This is a genomic window from Pedococcus sp. P2_D9 (assembly GCF_056404275.1).
In genome coordinates, this window is record NZ_JBFUEI010000004.1 from 242,785 (window position 1) to 259,750 (window position 16,966).

A 16,966-nucleotide genomic window follows, 5' to 3' on the forward strand; every position below is an offset into this window, starting at 1 on the left:
CCGCGTGTCGGCCCACTCACGTAAGGATTTCTACTGTGTCGGTTGTGGCCAAACGCGCGCTCTTCGCCGCGGTGACCGTGATCGGACTCGTGCTCCTGGTCGTCGGAGCCTGGTTCACCGTCCACCTCGGGTCCTCCGGGAGCGCCGTGCTCCGGTCCGTTCCCCCCAAGGGCGCTGTCGTCGTCATCGAACCGTCGGTGCTCAACCGCGTCGACCGCCCGGTGAGCATCACGGCCGTTGGCCCCTCGGGGACGCAGATCTGGATGGGCCGGACGAGCCCCACGGACGCCAAGGCGATCGTCGGTGCCGCCGACCACACCTCGGTCAGCGGGGCCCACGTGAGGGACTGGAGCCTGGTGCAGTCGCGGTCCGGCGCCGGCGCTGCGCCCCAGCTCGACACGGCCGACATCTGGCGCCAGACCGCCACCGGCGAGGGCAGGGTGCGACTCACGGTCGACCAGGCCGGAGCCCCCGAGTCGGTCGTCATCGCCGCACCTGATGGCAAGCCGGTCGACCTCAGCTCGCTGACGGTCACCGTCGAGCGCCGGACCTGGTTCTTCCAGGCGCTGCTCGTCACGCTCGTCGGCCTCCTGGCCGCCGCGGCTGGTGGAGCTGGACTGTGGCAGAACCGGCCGCGTCGCACCCAGAGCCCGACCGAGGGGCCGACCGAGAACTCGACCCCAGCCCCGACCGAAGGCGACGGGACCGACGCGCCCACCGAGGAGGTGCGCGCATGAGCGGCTCGACCCCCCGCGCTGCGCTCATCGGCGCCCTGGGCGTGACCCTGAGCCTGGTGCTCGCGGGCTGTGGTGCCGGTTCCGGCATGGTGGGGGTGCACGACGCGCCCTCGCAGGCCGCCGCCACGGCGCCGATCTCGGCGCAGAGTGCCGAAGCCATCGCCAGCCGGGTCCTCACCAAGGCCGCCGACGCGGGCGCGGCGAAGCCGGCCGATGCCGCGACGCTCCGCGCGGAGGCGCTCACGGGCAGCGCCCTCGCGGTCGCCAACGCCGCCAGCCGACTCCAGACGGGTGCCACGCCGACCGCCGCACCGATGAGGCGCACCGAGCCGCCGAAGGTCCTCGGGGTCTCGCGGGGCGCGGGCTGGCCCCGCCTGATCCTCGCCCAGACGACCACGGCGGAGAACGGCGCGGTCCTGAACCTCCTGGTCTCGCCGGACGCCAGGACGCCGTTCCGGCTCAGCGCCGCCGCGCCCATGCAGCCCGGCGCCACGGTGGCGGCTCTCGACTCGCTGACCACGGGTTCGCCGATGGTCACCCCGGCCACCAGGCTCGCGGTGCAGCCCGCCGACCTGCTCAAGGGGTATGCCGCGAGTCTCGCCTTCCCCAAGCCGGTCGCCGACCCCCATGTCGACGCCGCGGAACCGTTCTCCACGGCGATCCGGGCCCACGCGGCCGAACAGGCCAAGACCTTCGGGAAGCTGGCCACCCTCAAGCAGACGCACACCGTCGAGCCGGACAGCACGGTCGCCATCGCGTTGCGCGGGGGCGGAGCCCTCGTCTTCGGCCTGCTGGAACGCACTGACACGATCACGCTGCGCCCCGGCGGCAAGTCGCTCACGCCCAGCGCCGACTTCCAACGACTCGTGCGCAAGAAGACCCTCACCAAGAGCGCCGAGCTCAAGTCCTACGAGACCGTCGTGTTCACCGTGCCGGCCGAGGGGAAGGCGCAGCTCGTCGCCGTCGACGAGGTGCTGTTCTCGGCCAAGGGCGCGTGAGGGACAATCACCGCCATGAGTGATCAGCCGTTGACCACAGGTGGCCTCCGGGGCGCCGTCGACCTCACCGCACTGCGGGGTCAAACCCCGTCGGCCGCCTCCACCGCGCCCCCCGGGGCGACCGCGGCGGGTGGTGCAGGTGCGTCCGACGCCACCGGGACGCCGGCTCCCACGGGGGTCGCCGGTCGGGCAGGCGTCGTCGTCGAGGGCACGGACACCAACTTCCAGGAGGTCGCCAACGCCTCAGTGGGTGTCCCGATGCTGCTGGTCCTCTGGGCTGCCCAGATCCCCGAGTCGCGCGACTACCTCGACACCGTGGTCAGGATCGCGGGCAGCTACGAAGGCCGGTTCCAGGTCGTCAGCGTCAACGTCGAGCAGAACCCCACCCTGCTGCGGGCCTTCCAGGTGCAGAGCGTCCCGGTCACCATGGGGCTGATCCAGGGCCAGCCCGTGCCGTTGTTCGCCGGGATCCAGCCGGAGCAGGCCCTTCGACCGGTGCTCGACGAGTTCCTCGGCCTGGCGGTGCAGCACGGTGTGGCGGGTCGCGTCGACATCGCCGGCGCGGGCGAGCCTGCCGAAGGCGGCGAGGTCGAGGAGCAGCTCCCGCCCCTGCACCAGGAGGCCTACGACGCCATCGAGCGCGGCGACCTCGACGGTGCCGCGGCGGCATACCAGCAGGCGCTGAAGCAGAACCCCGCCGACGCCGAGGCTGAGCTGGGGCTCGCCCAGGTCGGCCTCCTGCAGCGCACCGAGGGTGCGGACCTGCAAGGCGCCCGCGCAGCGGCCGCCGAGCACCCCACGGATGTCGCCGCGCAGGGCCTGGTCGCAGACCTCGACGTCCTCGGTGGGCACGTGGAGGACGCGTTCCTGCGGCTCATCGACCTCGTGCGGGCAACCGCCGGTGAGGAGCGGGAGCAGGCGAAGAACCACCTCCTCCAGCTCTTCGCCGTGGTCGGCTCGCACGACGAGCGCGTCCGCAAGGCACGAACGTCCCTGATGAGCGCCTTGTTCTGAGGCTCCACTTTCGGTGCGCCTGCTGAGCCGACAGGATGGGGTGCATGGCAAAGACGCAGGAACACCTCATCGGACTGTTGCTGGGCGCGGAAGGTGACTGGCCGCGCGCGTTCGAGACCCTCGCGGGTCGGCTGGGCGTCCTGAAGGGGCCCGACGGGACGAGCCACCACGTCAACACCGAACGCATGACGATCGAGCCGTTCAACCTGCGTGACAAACCACGGCAGGACCTCGTGATCGACCGACTGGCCTACTGGTACTACCACCCGCGAGAGTGGCTCAAGAAGGCCGCGCTGATGGACGACGTCTACCTGCTCAACAGCCCGTTCACGTTCCAGTCCATGGAGAAGCACTCGGCCTACTGCGCGCTGCTGCGCCTGGGGATGAACGTCCCCGAGACCGTGCTGGTGCCCTACAAGAACCCGATCGACAACGCGCGCTGGGCCTTCACCGCGGCCCGGTACAACAAGGAGTTCGACCTCGACGCGATCGCTGAGGAGATCGGCTACCCGCTGTTCATGAAGCCGTTCGACGGCGGTGGCTGGCGCGGCGTGTCCCAGGTCAAGAACGTCGAGGACCTGCACAGTGCCTACGACGACTCCGGCGAGATGCTGATGCACCTGCAGGCGTCCGTGAAGGACTTCGAGGTGTTCGCGAGAGCCCTCACCATCGGGCCCGAGACGATGGTGATGAAGTTCCAGCCCGACGAGCCGATGCACAACAGGTATGCCGTGCAGCACGGCTTCCTGGGCGAGGGCGTGGGCACCGAGGCGGTCACCATCGCCCAGACGGTGAACGCGTTCTTCCGGTGGGAGTTCAACTCCTGCGAGATGCTGGTCAAGGACGGCGTCGTCTACCCGATCGACTACGCCAACGCGTGTCCCGACGTGGCGGTGACCTCGCTGCACTACTACTTCCCGTGGGCCATGAAGGCGCTGCTGAAGTGGTCGGTGTTCTGCGTCGCCACCGGCCGCAAGGCGCGCACCCAGGTCGACACCGGGCCGTGGTTCGAGATCGCCGACGACGACGCGCTCGACTACGGGGCCAAGCTCGCGGCATACCAGGGGTTGGCCGACGACCACTTCGACACCGAGCGCTACCGGGAGTTCTGCGAGGTCGCCCTCCCGAACATCGACGACATGGTGCTCGAGTGGGTCGACTCACCCGACTTCCGGAGCCTGCTGACCGAGACCATCCAGACGACCTATCCCCAGCACGAGTGGGACAAGTTCGAGGGACACTTCGGCGGTCTCACCCGGATGTGGGTCAAGGACGAGCAGTCACGCCTGGGGTCCGGCAGCTCGGCCGTCGACGAGACCGTCGTGAGCGGCCCCGCACCTGCCGTGGCGGACTAGCAGGCGCGGCACTCCTGCGGGAGCTGGTGGCGGCGTGCTTCGGGCTGCATCAACCGGGGGCGGCGCAAGCCGCGCAGTCGGTCGAGGGTGACGAGGTTGGGGCCGGTGTCGCCTCGGCGGGGGAAGCTGCGAGGCCCGGGCTGGCGTGCGTCGTTCGAGGGCGTCATGTAGGTCCCAACCGGCGCGGGCCGAATTCTGTTCCCCGGCACAGGAACTCACAGCGAACCAGCGGACAGCGACCAGGTGGAATGGGCTGTGGGAGGGCGATCGTTCTCAGCCTGCCCTCACCTTTCGGTCAGGCACCGAGGGCCGCGCCGACGACTTCCTTGGCCTCGGCCTGCACCTGGGCCAGGTGGTCGGCGCCCTTGAACGACTCGGCATAGATCTTGTAGACGTCCTCGGTCCCTGATGGGCGCGCCGCGAACCAGGCGCTCTCCGTCGTGACCTTGAGGCCACCGATGGCCGCGTCGTTGCCGGGTGCCTGCGTCAGCTTGGCCGTGATCGGTTCCCCCGCAAGGGAGTCCGCAGCCACGTCGCCGGGGGAGAGGGCCGCGAGCTTGGCCTTCTGTTCACGCGTTGCAGCAGCATCGATCCGTGCGTATGCCGGGTCGCCGTGCTTCGCGGTCAGCTCGCGGTAGTGCTGGCTGGGGCTCTGGCCGGTCACGGCGAGGATCTCGGAGGCGAGCAGCGCCAGGATGATGCCGTCCTTGTCGGTGGTCCAGGCCTTGCCGTCCCGGCGCAGGAAGGACGCTCCCGCGGACTCCTCACCGCCGAAGCCGAAGCTTCCGTCGATGAGGCCGGGCACGAACCACTTGAAGCCCACCGGCACCTCGACGAGGCGCCCGCCGACGTCGGCGGCCACCCGGTCGATCATCGAGGACGACACCAGGGTCTTGCCGATGGCCGCGTCGGCCGGCCAGTCGGGGCGGGCACCCCCGAAGAGGTACTGGATCGCGACGGCGAGGAAGTGGTTGGGGTTCATCAGCCCGCCGTCGGGGGTGACGATGCCGTGCCGGTCGGAGTCGGCGTCGTTGCCCGTGGCGATGTCGTAGTCGTCCTTGCGCGAGATCAGCGAGGCCATGGCGAAGGGGGAGGAGCAGTCCATCCGGATCTTGCCGTCCCAGTCCAGGGTCATGAAGCGCCACGTCGGGTCGACCAGGGGGTTCACCACGGTGAGGTCGAGTCCGTGGCGCTCCGCGATCTCACCCCAGTAGTGCACCGCCGCGCCGCCGAGCGGGTCAGCGCCGATGCGTACGCCGGCGTCCTTGATCCGTTGGAGGTCGATCACGTTCGGCAGGTCGTCGACGTAGCTGCCCAGGAAGTCGTAGGGCTGGGCGTGGGCACGGGCCCGGCTGAACGGGATGCGACGGACATCCTTGAGGCCGCCGGCGATCAGCTCGTTGGCACGCGCCGCGATCACCTTGGTGGCGTCGCTGTCGGCAGGGCCGCCGTGGGGCGGGTTGTACTTGAACCCTCCGTCGGCCGGCGGGTTGTGGGAGGGGGTGACCACGATGCCGTCGGCCAGGACGGCGCCGCTCGTGCGGCCCTCGTTGGCGCGGATGATGGCATGGCTGACGGCCGGGGTCGGGGTGTAGCCGTCTCGGTCGTCAACCAGGACGATCACGTCGTTGGCCGCCAGCACCTCGAGGGCCGATGCCCAGGCGGGCTCCGAGAGGCCGTGGGTGTCGCGCCCGATGAACAGCGGGCCGTCGTAGCCCTGGGACTTGCGGTAGTCGCAGATGGCCTGGGTCGTGGCGAGGATGTGCGCCTCGTTGAACGCCGTCTTCAGGCTCGACCCACGGTGGCCCGACGTGCCGAAGGCGACCTGCTGGTCGATGTCCTCCGGGTCGGGCACCAGGGTGTAGTAGGCCGTGACGAGATGGGCGACGTCGACGAGGTCGGAGGGCTGGGCCGGCTGACCTGCGCGCGGGTGGTTCATCGGTCTGCCGCCGTGTCGACCGGGGCCAGGTACACCGCCGAGAGGGATGCGACCCTGACCTCGACGGAGTAGGGCTGGCCGTTGGCGCCGTGCTCCTGTGCCGTCACGACGACCTCTGCCTGGCTCGGCGTGCCGAACTCGTCGTAGCCGCTCGTGTCGAGGATGACCTTCCAGTCACCGGCCCGCGGGACGCCGATCCGCAGCGGGTCCCTCGGCAGGCCACCGAAGTTCACCGCGACCGCGACGACGGCTCCCTGACGGTCCTGGGTGCCGAATCGCAGGTAGGAGTACGTGTTCCAGGCGTTGTCATCCGCGTTGAGCCACTCGAAACCGGCAGGGTCGGAGTCCAGCGCCCACAGTGCCTCGTTGTCGCGGTAGACGCGGTTGAGCTCCTTGACCAGGTTGTGCACGCGGTAGTGCGCCGCGTGGTCGAGCAGCCACCAGTCGAGCTGCCGGCCGTCGGCCCACTCGGCCTCCTGGGCGAACTCGGTGCCCATGAAGAGCAGCTGCTTGCCAGGGTGGCTCCAGATGTAGGCGAGGAAGGCCCGCACCGTTGCCAGCTGGTCGTAGCGACTGCCCGGGACCTTGCGGAGCAGGGAGCCCTTGCCGTGGACGACCTCGTCGTGGCTGATCGGGAGGAGGTAGTTCTCGCTGAACGCGTACATGAGGGAGAAGGTCAGCAGGTGGTGGTGGTACTGCCGGTGGATCGGGTCCTCCTTGAGGTACTTCAAGGAGTCGTTCATCCAGCCCATGTTCCACTTGAGCCCGAACCCGAGTCCGCCCGTGCTGGTGGGTTTGGTGACACCCGGCCAGGACGTGGACTCCTCGGCGATCATCACGATCCCCGGCACGCGCTTGTATGCCGTGGCGTTGGCCTCCTGGAGCAGGTCGACCGCCTCGAGGTTCTCGCGTCCCCCGTGGATGTTGGGGACCCACTCGCCGTCCTTGCGGGCGTAGTCGAGGTAGAGCATCGAGGCGACGCCGTCGACCCGCAGACCGTCGACGTGGAACTCCTCCATCCAGTAGACCGCGTTGGCCACGAGGAAGTTGCGCACCTGCATCCGGCCGAAGTCGAAGATGTAGGAACCCCACTCCGTGTGCCAGCCCTTGCGCGGATCCGGGTGCTCGTAGAGCGGCAGCCCGTCGAACCGGGCCAGCGCCCACGGGTCGGTGGCGAAGTGCCCGGGCACCCAGTCGAGGATGACGCCGATCCCAGCCTGGTGCAGCCGGTCGACGAGGTAACGGAACTCGTCCGGTCGGCCGAACCGCGCGCTCGGGGCGTAGTAGCTCGTCACGTGGTAGCCCCACGACGGCGGGTAGGGGTGCTCCATCACAGGCATGAACTCGACGTGCGTGAAGCCAAGGTCAGCGACGTAGTTGACCAGGTGCTCCGCGAGGGCGACGTAGCCGTGGTTGCTGCGCCACGACCCGAGGTGCACCTCATAGACGCTCATGGGCGCGGTGTGGACGTCGTTCTCGGCGCGCTGCGTCATCCACTCGTCGTCGCTCCAGCTGTAGCGGGACTGCACGACCGACGAGGCCCGACCAGGCGGCGGCTCCGTGGCGCGGGCCATCGGGTCGGCCTTCTCGCGGACCTTGCCGTCGGCGCCGCGCACCAGGAACTTGTAGAGGGTGCCGTCGCCGACACCGGGGATGAACAGCTCCCACACCCCGGACTCGCCGAGCAGCCGCATCGAGTGGCTGCGCGTGTCCCAGCCGTTGAAGTCGCCGGCGACGTGCACGGCCTGGGCGCGTGGAGCCCACACGGCGAACGAGGTGCCGACCACGGTGCCCATGGGGCCCGGGTACTCGCGCACGTGGGCGCCGAGCACGGTCCACAGCTGCTCGTGCCGGCCCTCACCGATGAGGTGGAGGTCGATCGGCCCGAGCGTGGGGGCGAACCGGTAGGGGTCGTCCATCTCGTGCTCGATGCCGTCGCCGTAGGCCACGATCAGGCGGTAGTCCTGGGTCTCGGTGGCTCCGGGGCGGATGCCGCCCCACACCCCGTCGGACTCGTGGGCGAGCTCGATCCGTTCGCCGTCCTGGAAACGCACGGCGACCACGGAGGCGAACGGCTTGTAGGCACGCACGAGCAGCCCGTCGTCCTCCAGGTGGTGGCCGAGCAGGTCGTGCGGCTGCTGGTGCCGCCCGTCGGCCAGTGCCCTGATCGCTTCGGCGGGTGTCGTGGGGACGGGCACCGGCTCGGGTTCGCGCTCGACGGGCGGCTCGACGGCCTGGCGCGAGGCGGAGCGGCGGGCAGCCGAGCGGCTGGTCGGCGTCTCGGCCGGGGGGCCAGCAGGCACCTCGACAGCAGGCATACCGGCAGCAGGCTCATCGACCGCCGGGCCTTCGGCCGAGGGGGCGCCCGAGGCGGCGGCCTCCGCGGGCGGGGTCGCCGCGGCGGGCGTCTCGGCAGCAATCGCCTCGGCGGGGTCGGGCAGGCCGAACCACGTGCGGGTGGGCTCCTCGGCCGCGGCCGACCCAGCTCCGTCCGGGGTGTCTTCCGCGTCAGGGCCCTGCGCTTCGTCCGAGGACTCGGGGGCGACGGGCTCCTCGGTCGTCGTGGGCTCGGGGGCGACGGACTCCTCAGTCGCCGTGGACTGCGTCGAGTCGGTCGTCGTCGACTCCGTCGAATCGGTCGCCGTCGACTCCTGCGCTGTCTCCTCCGTAGCCACCTCGTCGGTGGAGCCGGACTTCTGCTTCTTCTTGCCGAACCGTGGACTCATGTCAGGTCCTTTCTCGCGTCGTCCAGCAGTCGGACCACGGCAGCCGTGGGGATGGTCAGCCAGGTGGGCCTGTTCCTGGCTTCGTAGACGACCTCGTAGAGGGCTTTGTCCAGCTGGAACGCGATGAGCAGCGCCGCGTCCTCGCGGGGATCGCGACCGCACTGCGCGGCATACCCGTCGAGGAAGGCTTGCTGGGCGCTGGCCGCCCAGTCGCGGGCGCTGCCGCCGGGGTGGGACTGCTCCCACGAGCCAGCCGCGTAGTCGAACGAGCGAAGCATGCCGGCGATGTCGCGCACGGCGAGGTCGGGCAGGCTGCGCTCGGCCAGGGGCCGCAGGGGCTCGCCCTCGAAGTCGAGGAGCACCCAGCCGCGCTCGGCCACCTTGAGCACCTGCCCGAGGTGGTAGTCGCCGTGGATGCGTTGCAGCGCAGGCCAGCTCGCGTTGACGGCCCGGTCGAAGACGTCTGCGATGCGGTGCTCGTGGGCGGCCAGCGCCGGGACCTCGGAGGCTGCCGCGATGTAGCGTCCGCGCATGCCGGCTGCGACCGCGGCGATCGCCTCGGGAGTCACGGGTTCGGTCGGGAGCACCTCGGCGAGGCGGGCGTGCACCTCCGCGGTGGCGGCACCCAGCTGGTGGGCCGCCTCGGTGAAGTCCTCGTGGGCGGCCACCGCCCTCAGCGCGACGCGCCAGGCATCCTCCGTGCCCGGGAAGAACTCCTGCGCAAACGCCAGGTGTCCGTATGCCGGCTCGTCGCCTTCGTTGACCCCCGGCCAGGTGGCGCTGACCGTGCCGACCATGGTGGGGACCCTCGTCGAGCCGGCCTCGGAGAGGGCGCCCTGCACGGTGACGTCGGGGTTCTCCCCGGCATGCAACATGCGGAACACCTTGCAGATCAACGGCTTCGGCGTTCCGTCAGCGTCCGCGCAGTCGAACACGATGGAGGTGTTCGACTGTTCACCGGACAGCACCTTTGACGACGTGAGCACGGTCTCGGACGTCCACGACGGGTGACGCCTCGACACCACGGCCGGCTCGGGGGTGTCGGAGACGCCCCCCGCCTGCGGCGCGGCCTGTTCGAGGATCAGGGCGAGCAGCTGGGCGGCGTACACGGGGTCGTGGGTGCCGTCGTAGACCCAGCGGGTGCCGAGGACGCTGTGTTCCAACGTGCCGACCAACGCGTGCTGACCGCCCTCGAGCGGGGCGCCGCGGTAGGTGAGTGGCACCTGGTAGAGCACCGGCGTGGACCCGCCCTCGTCGACGAGGAGCAACGTCTCGATGCCCACTGCGCCTGCGGGGTCGTCGAGCCGCCACGACCAGACCTTGCGCAGCACCGGCAGCCGACCCTTCGCGGCATACCAGCGCTGGCGCGCCATCCACGGACCGACCAGCTCGATCTTGGTCGGGGAGAGGGTTGCGTCGTGGATCTCAGCCATGCGCTGCACCTGGCACCAGGCGGAGCCAGAAGAAGTCACGGGAACCAAGCGTCAGGGTGATGGTGCCGTCGTCGGTGATCTTCGGAAAGCCTTGCCCGCCAAACAGATCAGCGAGGTGCGCGCCCTTGAACTCGTCGGGCACCCGGATCGTCGTCGCCTGCGGCCGGCTCGAGAGGTTGTTGACGCAGAGCACGGCCTCGGAGTCGGTGCCGTCCACGTGGTCCCACTCGACGCGCAGGAACGACAGCACGCCGTCGTTGTCTGACAGGCAGACCTCGAAGTCGCCTCGACCGAACACGGGGTGACGCTTGCGGATCTCGAGCATGGCGCGCACCCAGTGCAGCAGCGAGGAGCTGCTGGCCATCTGGGCCTCGACGTTCACGTTGTTGTAGTGGTAGACGAGCGACGAAACGACCGGCAGGTAGAGCTTGCCGGGATCGGCCGAGGAGAATCCGGAGTTGCGGTCGGGCGTCCACTGCATCGGCGTGCGGACGGCATCACGGTCGTTGAGCCAGATGTTGTCGCCCATGCCGATCTCGTCGCCGTAGTAGAGGCACGGCGAACCCGGCAGGGACAGCAGCAGCGCGTGGATGAGCTCGATCTCGGCCCTGCTGTTGTCGAGCAGGGGGGACAGCCGACGCCGGATGCCGACGTTCGCGCGCATCCGGGGGTCGGGTGCGTACCAGCCGTACATCGCGGCGCGCTGCTCCGGGGTCACCATCTCGAGGGTGAGCTCGTCGTGGTTGCGCAAGAACGTGCCCCACTGGGTGCCGGGCGGGATCTCGGGGGTGTCGGCCAGCACGTCGATGATCGGGGCGGCCTTCTCCTCACGCAGCGAGTAGTAGAGCATCGGCATGACGGGGAAGTGGAAGCACATCTGGCACTCCGGCTCCTCCTCGGTGCCGAAGTAGTCGACCACGTCGGCCGGGGGCTGGTTGGCCTCGGCGAGCAGGATCCGACCGGGGTACTCCGTGTCGACCATCTTGCGGAGCTTGGCGAGGAACTCGTGGGTCTTCGGGTGGTTCTCGCAGTTGTGGCCCTCCTCCTCGTAGAGGTAGGGGACCGCGTCGAGGCGGAAGCCGTCGATGCCCATGTCCATCCAGAACCGCACGACGTCGAACATCGCCTCGTGGACGGCGGGGTTCTCGAAGTTGAGGTCGGGCTGGTGGCCGAAGAACCGGTGCCAGAAGAACTGCCGGCGCACCGGGTCGAACGTCCAGTTCGACACCTCGGTGTCGATGAAGATGATGCGCGCGTCCGAGTAGGGCTCGTCGGTGTCGGACCACACGTAGAAGTCGCCGAAGGGACCCTCGGGGTCGGACCGGGACGCCTGGAACCAGGGGTGCTGGTCGCTCGTGTGGTTCATGACGAAGTCCGTGATGACCCTGATCCCCCGGGCGTGGGCCTGGGAGACGAGCTCCTGGAAGTCAGGCAGCGTGCCGAACTCGGGGAGGACCGCGGTGTAGTCGGCGATGTCGTAGCCGCCGTCACGAAGGGGCGAGGCGTAGAAGGGCGGCAGCCACAGGCAGTCGACGCCCAGCCAGGCGAGGTAGTCGAGGCGGCCCATCAGCCCGGTGAAGTCGCCGGAGCCCGAGCCCTTGGAGTCCCCGAAACCGCGGACGAGGACTTCGTAGAAGACCGCGGTCTTGAACCACTCGGGGTCGTTCTTCAGACCGGGTTGGGCGAGGTTGAGACCCTGCATCAGAACCTCCGGATTGCGACGATGTGGACGGGCTCGGTCTCGGGACCGAGTCTGACGTAGACGTGCTCCCCCCAGTGCCACGACGCCCCCGTGACCAGGTCCTGGGCTGCGATCCCGTCGTGGTAGTCGAGGCCGAGCGCGGGCATGTCCAGATGCATGGCCGACTCGCGCGTGCTGTGCGGGTCGAGGTTGGCGACCACCACGATGGTGTCGTCCGTGCCGTCGGGCAGGATCCTCCGCTTGGAGAACGCCATGATGTTCTCGTCGTCGACGTGGTGGAAGGTGATGTTGCGCAGCCAGTGCAGCGCCGGGTGCTCGCGCCGGATCTGGTTGAGCATCGTCAGGTAGCCCGCGAGGGACTGCCCCTCCTTGGCCCCACCGGGCTCGTAGTCCTCCCAGTGCCGGTTCTTGTACTGGTACTTCTCGTTGTCGATCTGCTCCTCTGCACCGGGACGGGCGACGTGCTCGATGAGCTCGTAGCCGGCGTAGATCCCGTAGGTGGGGACCAGGGTCGCGGCCAGGGCCGCGCGCAGCTTCCAGGCCGAGGGGCCGCCGAACTGCATGTAGGGCGTGAGGATGTCGTGCGTCGTGGGCCAGAACGACGGCCGCATGTAGGCCGCGGCGTCGCCGGCGAGCTCCTTGACGTACTCCTCGAGCTCCCACCGCTGGTTGCGCCAGGTGTAGTACGTGTAGGACTGCTGGAAACCGACCTTGCCGAGCGAGTGCATCATCGCGGGCTTGGTGAACGCCTCGGCCAGCCAGATCACGTCGGGGTGGTCGCGGCCCACGTCGGCGATGATCCACTGCCAGAACTCGACCGGCTTGGTGTGCGGGTTGTCGACCCGGAAGATCTTGACCCCGTGGTCGATCCACACCTGGACCATGCGGCGCATCTCGGCGTACGACCCGACCGGGTCGTTGTCGAAGTTGAGCGGGTAGATGTCCTGGTACTTCTTGGGCGGGTTCTCGGCGTACGCGATGGTGCCGTCGGCCCGGGTGGTGAACCACTCCGGGTGAGACTTCACGTACGGGTGGTCGGGGGAGCACTGGAGCGCGATGTCCATCGCCACCTCCATGCCGTGCTCGTGCGTCTGCGCCACGAAGTAGTCGAAGTCGGCGAATGTCCCGAGGTCGGGGTGGATCGCATCGTGTCCGCCGTCGGGGGAGCCGATGGCATAGGGACTGCCCGGGTCGTCGGGGCCGGCGCCGAGGGTGTTGTTCGGACCCTTGCGCGCCGTCGTGCCGATCGGGTGGATCGGCGTGAGGTAGACAACGTMGAAGCCCATCCGAGCGATCGCGGGCAGCCGCTCGGCCGCCGTGCGCAGGGTGCCGGACTTCCACTTTCCGGTCGCCGGGTCCTGCACGGCACCTTCCGACCGCGGGAAGATCTCGTACCACGCGCCATACAGGGCTCTCTCACGCTCCACGAGCAACGGGTATGCCGTGGACGGGCTCACGTAGTCCCGCAGCGGGCGGGCGGCCAGCTCGGCGCGCACCGAGGGGTCGGTGCCGGCGTGCAGCCGGGCCAGGGGCGGGCGGCGGGTGTCGCGCAGGGCAGTGACCGCGTCCTTGAGGACGGCCTGCTGCTCCTTGGTGCGCGTGACCTCGGACAGGGCCCGTTCGAGGGTGCGGGCGCCTTCTTCGAGCATCAGCTCGGTGTCGATCTCGGCGGCGACCTTGATCGACGCATCGTGGTCCCAGGTGCCGTAGGGGTCGGACCAGCCCTCGACGCGGTAGGTCCACCAGCCCTCGGTGTCGGGCTCGACGACGGCAGCCCAGGTGTTGAGGCCGGGGTTGGTCGAGGTCATCGCGGTGACGCGCTCTGAGCCGTCGGGCGCGACGAGGACGACGGAGGCGTTGACCGCGTCGTGTCCCTCGCGGAAGACGGTGGCGCCGATCGTGAACTGCTCGCCCACGACGGCCTTGGCCGGGCGGGCGCCGCCGTCGACGACGGGGCTGACGTCCTGGACCGGGATGCGGCCGATGGGAGTCTGTGGGGGAGTCGTGGTCGGCGCCTGGGCTGAGGCTGTCGTGGGAGTGCTCGCGCCCGGTTGCCGTTTGCTGGTGCCCTTGGCGGGGGATGCGGCGGGAGTGTCAGGTCTGGTTGCACGTGGCGTCGCTGTCACGCGCCCGACGCTACTCGGTCTGGGGCCCCGCGCACCTCCCCAGATCCCAGATGGCCCGGTTGCTGAAACTTTTTGAAAGTTCTGCAAGAACGCGTCATTGGGATTGGGCTGGAGGGCTTAGGATGCCCCACGTGAAGGCGATCCGACGCTTCAGCGTCCGTACAGTTCTGCCCGCGCCCATTGCCGCTCTCGGCGATCTGGCCAGCAACCTGCGGTGGTGCTGGCACCCACCCACCCGAGACCTGTTCCAGCGCATCGACCCTGAGCGCTGGAACAAGGTCCGCAAGGATCCGGTTCGGCTGCTCTCGGCCCTGTCCCCGCAGGAGCTCACCGACCTCGCGGGCGACACCGACTTCGTCGCGGCCGTCTCGGCAGCCAAGGCAGACCTCGACACCTACCTGACGGAGCCGCGCTGGTTCCAGGCGTGGGCGGGCGAGGTCGAGGGTGGAGCCCCCAAGGCGATCGGCTACTTCAGCCCCGAGTTCGGCATCACCGAGGTGCTGCCGCAGTACTCGGGTGGCTTGGGCATCCTCGCGGGCGACCACCTGAAGACGGCCTCCGACCTCGGTGTCCCGATCGTCGGTGTCGGTCTCTTCTACAAGACCGGCTACTTCAAGCAGAGCCTCAACCGCGACGGCTGGCAGCAGGAGACCTACCCGGTCCTGGACCCCGACGAGCTGCCCCTGAGCCTCCTGCGCGAGGACGACGACACCCCCTGCGTCATCACCCTCGACCTGCCCGGTGGTCGCGAGCTGCACGCCCACGTCTGGCGCGCCCAGGTCGGACGCGTCCCGCTGCTGCTGCTCGACTCGGACGTCCCTGAGAACGACGACGCTGCGCGCAACATCACCAACCGCCTCTACGGTGGCGGCGGCGAGCAGCGACTCCAGCAGGAGATGCTGCTCGGCATCGGTGGCGTCCGTGCCCTTCGGCTGTGGTCGCGACTGACCGGAGCGCCGGTGCCGGACGTCTACCACACCAACGAGGGGCACGCCGGGTTCCTCGGCGTCGAGCGCATCCACGAGCTGACTCAGTCGGCCGGGCTCACCTTCGACGAGGCCCTCGAGGCCGTCCGCGCGGCAACCGTGTTCACGACCCACACCCCGGTCCCCGCCGGCATCGACCGGTTCGACGCCGAGCTCATCACGCGTCACTTCGGTGGCGACCGCGCCGTCGAGGGCGTGCCCGTGGAGCGGCTGCTGACCCTGGGTGCGGAGGACTACCCGGGTGGTCAGCCCGGCATGTTCAACATGGCCGTCATGGGCCTACGCCTCGGCCAGCGCGCCAACGGTGTGTCCCAGCTGCACGGTGTCGTCAGCCGCGAGATGTTCGACGGGCTGTGGCCGGGCTTCGACGACGACGAGGTCCCGATCTCCAGTGTCACCAACGGCGTCCACGCCGGCACCTGGGTGGACCGCAAGGTCTACGAGGTCGCCGCGAAGCACCTCGGCACCACCGACATCGAGCGCGACAACGCCTGGGATCGCATCGGTGACGTCCCGCGTGACGCCATCTGGGCGACCAAGCGCGACATGCGCGAGCAGCTCGTCATCGAGGCGCGTCGCCGCACCAAGTCGTCGTGGACCAAGCGTGGCGCCAGCCCGGCCGAGCTCGGCTGGGTCGACGACATCCTCGACCCCGACGTGCTGACGATCGGGTTCGCCCGCCGCGTGCCGACCTACAAGCGGCTCACCCTGATGCTGCGCGACCCCGCGCGCCTCAAGCGACTGCTGCTGGACCCCAAGCGCCCGATCCAGCTCGTCATCGCCGGCAAGTCGCACCCCGCCGACGAGACCGGCAAGCAGCTCATCCAGCAGATGGTTCGCTTCGCCGACGACCCGGAGATCCGCCACCGCATCGTGTTCCTCCCGAACTACGACATCGCCATGGCGCAGTACCTCTACCCGGGTTGCGACGTCTGGCTCAACAACCCGCTGCGCCCGTTCGAGGCGTGCGGGACCTCGGGCATGAAGGCCGCCCTCAACGGTGGCCTCAATCTGTCCATCCTCGACGGCTGGTGGGACGAGTGGTTCGACGGCGAGAACGGCTGGGCCATCCCGACCGCTGACGGTGTCGACGACCCCGAGCGCCGCGACGACATCGAGGCGTCCGCGCTCTACGACCTGATCGAGAACTCGGTCGCCCCGAGGTTCTACGACGTCGACGCCGAGGGCCTGCCGCAGAACTGGATCTCGATGATCACCCACACGCTGTCGACCCTCGGGCCCAAGGTCCTGGCCAGCCGCATGGTGCGCGACTACACGACGCAGCTCTACGGGCCCGCCGCCCGGGCCGGGTGGTCGCTCAACGGCAAGACCTTCGTCGGTGCCCGCGACCTGGCGGCCTACAAGGCCAAGGTCAAGGCGGCCTGGCCGACCGTCCACGTCGACCACGTCGAGTCCTCGGGTGTCTCGGACAGCCCGCAGATCGGCGAGACCCTCCACGTGCGCGCCTATGTCTCGCTCGGCGTCCTGACGCCGGACGAGGTCGATGTGCAGGTCGTGCACGGCAACGCCCACGACAGCGACGACCTGAGTGACGTCGACACCCAGTCGCTGGTCCTCGTCGAGTCCTACGAAGGTGGCCGTCACCAGTTCGCGGGCGACCTCGCGCTGGCTCGCACCGGCTCGTTCGGCTACACCGTCCGAGTGCTCCCCAAGCACTCGGGCCTGGCCAGCACCAGCGAGCTCGGTCTCGTCGCCAACGCCTGAGGCGCGCCTGAGGTCGTCAACGGCCAGGCAAACAGCAGCAAGGTATGCCGCGTGCGGACGTCCGCACGCGGCATACCCATGCCTGGCCCCTGTGGACAACGTCTGGGATCAGCTCGAGACCACAGCCCCAAGGTCAAAGCCATCCCCACCCTGGCGACCATGACCCCGCCCCACAGCCCGCCACCCCGGCGGGCCCGCTGGCACGCCCGCCGGCGCGAGCTCCCT

Annotated in this window: 10 protein-coding genes; 5 read left to right on the forward strand and 5 right to left on the reverse strand. The window is 69.5% G+C overall.

The genetic code is table 11. The annotated features are described in order from the left end of the window. Positions 1 to 44 precede the first annotated feature (44 nt). Genes AC1DXJ_RS08525 through AC1DXJ_RS08540 form a run of 4 tightly spaced genes read left to right on the forward strand, consistent with a single transcriptional unit; the run spans position 45 to position 4,104 of the window. Positions 45 to 737, forward strand: coding sequence for a hypothetical protein (locus AC1DXJ_RS08525; protein ID WP_477632548.1), 693 nt, complete (start codon positions 45 to 47; stop codon positions 735 to 737). After that, positions 734 to 1,735, forward strand: a complete 1,002-nt coding sequence (locus AC1DXJ_RS08530; protein WP_477632549.1) for a DUF8094 domain-containing protein — start codon at positions 734 to 736, stop codon at positions 1,733 to 1,735. The genes AC1DXJ_RS08525 and AC1DXJ_RS08530 overlap by 4 nt, the downstream gene beginning before the upstream one ends. Before the next feature lie 15 nt (positions 1,736 to 1,750). Further along, positions 1,751 to 2,749, forward strand: coding sequence for a co-chaperone YbbN (locus AC1DXJ_RS08535; protein ID WP_477632550.1), 999 nt, complete (start codon positions 1,751 to 1,753; stop codon positions 2,747 to 2,749). Positions 2,750 to 2,793: 44 nt separating this feature from the next. Further along, positions 2,794 to 4,104, forward strand: a complete 1,311-nt coding sequence (locus tag AC1DXJ_RS08540; protein ID WP_477615101.1) for an ATP-grasp domain-containing protein — start codon at positions 2,794 to 2,796, stop codon at positions 4,102 to 4,104. Positions 4,105 to 4,399: 295 nt separating this feature from the next. On the opposite strand, the gene pgm is transcribed toward AC1DXJ_RS08540, so the two are convergent. The 5 genes from pgm to AC1DXJ_RS08565 are packed head-to-tail and all read right to left on the reverse strand — an operon-like array spanning position 4,400 to position 14,030. Next, a complete protein-coding gene (gene pgm / locus AC1DXJ_RS08545; RefSeq protein WP_477636825.1) occupies positions 4,400 to 6,043 on the reverse strand; it encodes a phosphoglucomutase (alpha-D-glucose-1,6-bisphosphate-dependent) in 1,644 nt (547 codons plus the stop codon). Beyond that, positions 6,040 to 8,769 carry a 1,4-alpha-glucan branching protein GlgB gene (gene glgB, locus AC1DXJ_RS08550; RefSeq protein WP_477636826.1) on the reverse strand — a complete coding sequence of 910 codons (2,730 nt, stop codon included), beginning with the start codon at positions 8,767 to 8,769 and terminating at the stop codon, positions 6,040 to 6,042. The genes pgm and glgB overlap by 4 nt, the downstream gene beginning before the upstream one ends. After that, a complete protein-coding gene (locus tag AC1DXJ_RS08555) occupies positions 8,766 to 10,202 on the reverse strand; it encodes a maltokinase N-terminal cap-like domain-containing protein (protein ID WP_477615104.1) in 1,437 nt (478 codons plus the stop codon). The genes glgB and AC1DXJ_RS08555 overlap by 4 nt, the downstream gene beginning before the upstream one ends. Further along, positions 10,195 to 11,904: a maltose alpha-D-glucosyltransferase gene (gene treS, locus AC1DXJ_RS08560; protein WP_477636827.1), complete on the reverse strand. Its 1,710-nt coding sequence runs from the start codon at positions 11,902 to 11,904 to the stop codon at positions 10,195 to 10,197. The genes AC1DXJ_RS08555 and treS overlap by 8 nt, the downstream gene beginning before the upstream one ends. Beyond that, positions 11,904 to 14,030, reverse strand: a complete 2,127-nt coding sequence (locus AC1DXJ_RS08565) for an alpha-1,4-glucan--maltose-1-phosphate maltosyltransferase (RefSeq protein ID WP_477636828.1) — start codon at positions 14,028 to 14,030, stop codon at positions 11,904 to 11,906. Before AC1DXJ_RS08565 ends, treS begins: the two co-directional genes overlap by 1 nt. A 131-nt stretch (positions 14,031 to 14,161) precedes the next feature. Here AC1DXJ_RS08565 and glgP point away from each other — a divergent pair, with 131 nt between their 5' ends. After that, complete coding sequence (gene glgP / locus AC1DXJ_RS08570; RefSeq protein WP_477636829.1) at positions 14,162 to 16,741, forward strand: alpha-glucan family phosphorylase; 2,580 nt, start codon at positions 14,162 to 14,164, stop codon at positions 16,739 to 16,741. Positions 16,742 to 16,966 lie beyond the last annotated feature (225 nt).